The sequence below is a fragment of the Fluoribacter gormanii genome (assembly GCF_900156395.1).
Classification (GTDB): domain Bacteria; phylum Pseudomonadota; class Gammaproteobacteria; order Legionellales; family Legionellaceae; genus Legionella; species Legionella gormanii.
The window spans coordinates 1-5,965 of the sequence record NZ_FTNL01000048.1 but is presented as its reverse complement, the minus strand read 5'-3'; the positions used below and the strand labels follow the sequence as shown (position 1 = coordinate 5,965).

The window sequence follows — 5,965 nt, the reverse complement described above, 5'->3', positions numbered from 1 at the left end:
ATTGGTTCCGGTTCAGAATACAAAACAGAGAAAGGCTATTTAATGAAAAGATTAAACAGTGCATTAGACCTGTTTGGGGATAAACCCTGGGGATATGATGGACGAGTCCTTCGGACCTGCCTGTGCCCTATGGGACGTGTGAACAAAGCCATGGATAACAAAAAGACGTTACCCACAGCTATTGCTCACACTCACAGGCTTCTCGTCCACATATCCACCAGGCTCAATAGCAACTATTTATTAACTGCAACAAAACCTCTCAAAAGCAACACCTATTTTGAGGCAACGACTCAGTATATTTTTTGTCCTTCGGCAACACCTTTCATTGAGGCAATAGGTTTATTTTAATAAGTTTTATCCTGATGCGTTTTATAGTTCTATCTAAATTTTACACTCATGCTTAACAGGCTGGAGCGAAAATAAGGCCATCTACTAAAAATAGATCGCTATTAAAATCTTAAGCGTTTAGGATTATCAGCAGCCAGAACATTTGCAGGTTTAGGCTTCTCTGCTGCATGCATAATTTATAGCCACCACATTAACCATATGGTGAGTTATGGCAAAATAATCACTATTTTGGGCAAATATCCTCTTTCATGAAACGGACTTTATGCCGGATAATTTTTAAAGGGCCCGGCACAAAGGCAAATTTGAACTCAAATACTTGGCATTGAATTTTTATTATTACGATTCGTTGCGCCTGGGTAAACCTATCTCCATTTTTGCCAAAGTTAATGCTTCTTCTTTATTCCATTGTTTCTGGGTAAACAAGGTTATCCCAGTTACAAAAAAAGAAATGCTTTTTTCTTGTTCTGCCGATGGTGTCACTTGTTCTTCGAGTTTAAATTCTTGATGTATTGATTCAACTAAACCCGCTAGATATTTATTATTAGCGATTTCTTTATTATAAAAGGGAAGACGCTCTTTAAAAAATGATTGAAGATCATTAAAAGTAGAGCCAAATAGCAAGGGGCTTTTCGTTTTAAATAGCTTGCTCATCACCTCTATTTCATAGATATATGCATTTGCTTCAGTATTAGCAATTTTTGCCGCTACATTAAAAGCGTGCCCGGCCTCATGAACAATCGCACCGATTATATTGATCGTTTTTTGTTCCAAAAAATCTATCTTTAAAGCAATAGTTTGGTTAACAACCCAGTTTTTATGGTGCTGTCCTAATAATTTGTACGTGTTTTTATTCACAAAGATAGCAGGATTCCCTTGAGCACCTAAAAAATCATGCGGTGGTTTTAAGATATCAATCTGAAGTTTTGGCATAGAGGCAGTTACTCCACTATCAAGTCCAATCCAACCTATTTCGCGACATTCTTCGATAAGTAATCTAATGTGATAACTTGTCAGCATGATATTCTCCTTGTTCACAGATTAACAGGGGGCATCAAATTGAGATCAAAATGACTAATAATTACAAAATCATTATTACGAATCGACATTTGCCATGTCAATACACTTTTTGATCATTTAGAATTTATTTGAATTATATTGGTGAAACTTATGAAAACAGAATCAATAAATATGCATAGAACAAGGTTTTTGACCTATTGACAATGAAAAGAACTATAGATTGATTTTGAATGGTTATTAATTTGTTAATGGTCTTATTTTTGGTTCGCTGATTAAACGAGATGCATCAGATGTGAGCCCAAAGCTGGCCCACAACTCACATCTTAACTCAAAACGCTCGGGGTTTCGTTTCTCTTAGAGGACATGTCCGCCATCCACCGCAAAGACTTTGCCTGTAATCCAATTGGCTTTTTCTGAAGCAAGAAATAAAACCATATTTGCAATATCACTTGGTGTTCCCGCTCTTTGTAAGGGAATACTACTCAAATAATATTGCCATAATTCAGGATTACTGGCGGCAGTATCTTCATTCATTCCTGCCTCAATAACTCCAGGAGCAATAGTATTCACCCGTATACCGTATTTCGCTAAGTCCAAAGCAGCATGTTTCGTCCATTTATTCAGCGCTGCCTTCGACGCACCATAACCAATACCTTTGGGCATAGTCATAATGCCACTGATTGAAGAAATATTTAAAATGCACCCTTTATTTTCTCTTTCAACCATATTTTTGGCACAAAGTTGAGATAGGTAAAGGGGAGAAATCGTATTGACCTGAAAAACTTGCTGCATTTTTTCCGGAGGCAATTCGAATAGCGTTTCGCGACAAAGCATTCCTGCATTATTCACGAGCATGTCCACGGAGCCTAAATACGCCAACGCTTGTTCAGCAAAGGAGAGAACATCATCCATTTTGGAGAAATCAGCATAAAAAGCTTTAGCATTCCCTCCGATGGCTTTAATTGATTGAACCGTTTCCTCTGCCCCTTTTTCATCGCTGTGGTAACTGATAACAACATCTGCACCTTGCTCTGCAAAAGCTAAAGCAATTCTTTGACCAATACTACGGTTCGCCCCTGTAACGATCACCTTTTTTTCTTTAAAATCCATGTAATTCCTTAAAAAATACTAAGTTAAAATCATTGTACCATTCTTGTAACCTGGGAGAGGTAACCGTCTCCTCGGAATTGTCTCATTTTTTATGGTAACAAATCATACGGGCTACAGATATTAATTGAAAACTAATGTTTAGTGCGAACAATGATATAACCTTCATCGGTTTGACAATACCTTACTGCGGTCAGGTTATCGATTATGCCTTGCAACGATTCCTTTTCAATTGGTTTGATCAGATAGCCTGCGGCGCCTAAAGCGGCTGATTTTTCTCTGTCTTTACGATAATCTGAACCGGTGCACATAATCACAGGAATTTTATTAAGTAGTTTATCGGTTTGAATTTTTTTTAATATTTCAAACCCATCCATCCCCGGCAAGTTGATATCAAGAAATATCAGATCAATTGGATTATTTCGAGCAAATTGGTCATGTAATAAATTAAGAGCTTCTTTCCCGCTTTGCGCTATAAATAAATTAAAGCTTATATGTGCCCGCTCTAAGATGATTTTAGTAAATTCCAGATCTTCTTTAAGATCATCAACAAACAAAATATTAGCCAAGGTAGTTTTACTGGGTATATTGACTGGACTAACCGAAGTTTCTTTTACTTTTCTCGGCCTATTTACCTTAAGAGCTGGTGGAAGAGTAAAGGAAAAAATTGTGCCTCCTCCAAGTCTGGATTTACATTCTATTGTGCCTCCATGCAATTCTAAAATTTTGGCACATATTGCTAATCCTAAACCAGAACCCGTGCTTACCCGGGTAGCTCGTTTAAATGGCAGAAAAATGGTTTCATTGTCTTTGCTATCAATCCCCAAACCATTATCGGATACATGAAATTCTACACATTGTTTCTTTGGATTGGCAGAAATAGATATTTCGGGAATATGTTCATTATAATAAATGGCGTTACTAATTAAATTTTGCATCAATTGAATCATTTGGGTTCGATTGGCTTTCACATGAGGTAAGGTCTCAGCAATGATGCGAGCATTTTTTTCCCGAATCAGATAATCAAGGTTTTTCAAAACCTCTGCAATAATCTCATTCATATCACATTCTTCTTTAAGTTCTTTTTTAAATTCATCAAGTTGCATGTAATTAAACACGGTATCAATAAGCGTCAGCATGCGTTTGCTGGCATTATAAATATGCTGAAAGTAATCAGCTACTCTACCAGAAAAATGAGGTTCTTCTTGAATGATGACATCGACGAAAGAACTCATGGTTCGTAAAGGTTCTCTAAGATCATGAGCTAGGGCACGGGTAAAAATTTCCAACGTATCTCGTTGCGCACGTACATGCGCCTCTCGCTCTCGTATGGTTTCAATATGGGCTTTTAGATCGATATAAAGATGGGCATTTCTCAGTGCAACTGATGTCGTATCTGCAAGTGCTTGTAAAATATTGAGTTCTTCTTGTGTTGGTAGACGTTTTTTGGCCCAATAATTACCAATAGCACCTATGGGATCTTCCCTACGGATAGGTACCATCGCCAAACTCTTAACAAATGTTGGTCGATAAGCATCTTGTGGTATGCGTGGGTCACGATAGATATCCTCAATCACTGCTGATTTTTTATTCAACATCACCCAACCGCTGATGCATGTCTGCATAGGAAAGCGCTTGCCTTTCCATAATGGGGCGATTGCATTTTCCTCTACATAGTAACAACAATTACCTTCCCTCAGTACAAATGTTGCACCATCTGCTCCAGTGAGTTCTCGCGCGGCGCGGCGCACGATTTCGGTGATCGCGTGAATATCATTGGCCTGCGATAAATCTTGCACTACCTCAACTAAGTGTTCCATTGCTGAAACATACCAAGCAGAACATTCTTTGATGTTAGAGGGTAATTTGGCATTCTGCATAAAAGATAACTCGTTAAGTGAATTAATATAAGTATAGCAGTGAGCAAATAGCAAAATTTTTAATCATTTGCATGTTCATTTCTTTTAAGAATTAAACCCGTATTATATTTTATCGAAAAAATTAAACATCTTGACACCGAACCTGCCGCACTGTAGAAATTAAAACAATAACGGATTTAGAAGGAGATATTATGGAAGAAAAACTGGAGCTCCGTCGACAAGAAATAAACAAGGTAACCCAGCCAATTTTTGCCCGTCTTGAACATTATCGCAAAGTCATGTTTGAAATAAGGAAATTATTAAAGGAATATTTTTTTAATGAGGGGCGAACACAAAAACTCACCGAAGTTGCTCGAGCAGATGAACAAGTTTTTAGCTTCAATATGGTTCGAGATGCGATGGAGAAATGCCTGGTTGATGAGCAAACATTGGTAGAGACTGCAGAAGCAATTATGTATTCAGCAGAGAACGCACGGCTTGTAACCGCTTTTGATAGCCACGTTTTAGCAAGTGGCTTACCGTTAGAGTTTCACAAACAAGATGGCATATATCTCTTTAAACCTGAAAAAAGCTACACTCCCGAAGCACAAGCTTTTATGCGGCAATTTGCTTGTGCCCTGGGTGCTTATCGAGTGTGTTTAGGAATTTGCGAGATCTATTTTGCCATCTATCAGCACCAAAGCATACAAACAGGACAGCTTCAAAACTACATTGACTCAGCGTGCCATTTGAAACAACAACTTAATGAAGAAGTCGATTTAATCTTTTTACATAAACAAGTAAAAACAATAAAAAAAGAAATCACCAGTTTACTGCGAGTGGAGAAAGTACATGAAGGCTTAAATCAATTTGAATACGATATCGATTTGCTGACAAAAAGACTGGTTGAATTATTAGAGTCTGGAGCAGTTCATTTACAAAATTGCTATAAAGAATTTCCTAACAATCCCATATTATGGATGCTGCATGATCGCAGTTGGCATGCGCTGCTCAAGACGCTTTCCGGACTGCTTTATGCAGAGCAATATACCTATTCCACTTTATATGGCACGTTAGAGATCAAGAAAGAATTTACTTGTCTTATCAAGACTGAAATAGATCAGTTTGCAGTCGTAAACTTAGCTCAGCTCCCCTTGCTTAAAATTGAACTATTAAAAAAAGCTGCAAAGCTTATTACTGAAACAAAAATTGATATACTTGCAAAGCTTGCTGAACAAGGAGTTGAGTTAATTGAAGCGCCTAAAACAGGCATGTTTTCTCCCCCACTCTCGAATAGTATTTATGGACTAATGCTGGCCTATCACCAAAGGCAATTAACAGGTCTCAATGCAACTGAAGATGAATTCGAAAATGATGACGAATTTAATCAAGATTTTAAATCATTAAATAACTATCTATAAACATCATAATTGTTATGATAGCTATCGCTGAGATCGTATTGTAATCATATACCGGTTATTAAATTAAAAGATTTATCATAATGCCCCAGACAAAGCCGATGTAGGCAAAAAGCATTTATCCTTTTAACTTAGTCACGTAACTCCCCACGTCATCCCGAACCCGAGCGCAGCGAGGGTGAGGGATCTCCTGCGGTGTATCTCGGATACAGTCAT

At 37.7% G+C, this 5,965-nt stretch carries 5 protein-coding genes; 2 read left to right on the top strand and 3 right to left on the bottom strand.

Annotated elements, in window-relative coordinates:
• Nucleotides 1-348: hypothetical protein (locus BW930_RS16685; protein ID WP_217697080.1), on the top strand; the 348-nt coding region annotated here is incomplete at its 5' end.
• A gap of 336 nt (nt 349-684) precedes the next feature.
• On the opposite strand, the gene BW930_RS16680 is transcribed toward BW930_RS16685, so the two are convergent.
• The 3 genes from BW930_RS16680 to BW930_RS16670 form a co-directional block, all read right to left on the bottom strand.
• Nucleotides 685-1,365 (bottom strand): hypothetical protein, encoded by a 681-nt coding sequence (locus BW930_RS16680; protein ID WP_058468240.1) that lies wholly within the window; start codon nt 1,363-1,365, stop codon nt 685-687.
• Between the two features lie 354 nt (nt 1,366-1,719).
• Nucleotides 1,720-2,475 carry an SDR family NAD(P)-dependent oxidoreductase gene (locus BW930_RS16675; protein WP_058468239.1) on the bottom strand — a complete coding sequence of 252 codons (756 nt, stop codon included), beginning with the start codon at nt 2,473-2,475 and terminating at the stop codon, nt 1,720-1,722.
• 131 nt (nt 2,476-2,606) lie between these two features.
• Nucleotides 2,607-4,352 (bottom strand): hybrid sensor histidine kinase/response regulator, encoded by a 1,746-nt coding sequence (locus BW930_RS16670; RefSeq protein ID WP_058468238.1) that lies wholly within the window; start codon nt 4,350-4,352, stop codon nt 2,607-2,609.
• 191 nt (nt 4,353-4,543) lie between these two features.
• Here BW930_RS16670 and BW930_RS16665 point away from each other — a divergent pair, with 191 nt between their 5' ends.
• Nucleotides 4,544-5,752, top strand: a complete 1,209-nt coding sequence (locus tag BW930_RS16665) for a hypothetical protein (RefSeq protein ID WP_058468237.1) — start codon at nt 4,544-4,546, stop codon at nt 5,750-5,752.
• Nucleotides 5,753-5,965 lie beyond the last annotated feature (213 nt).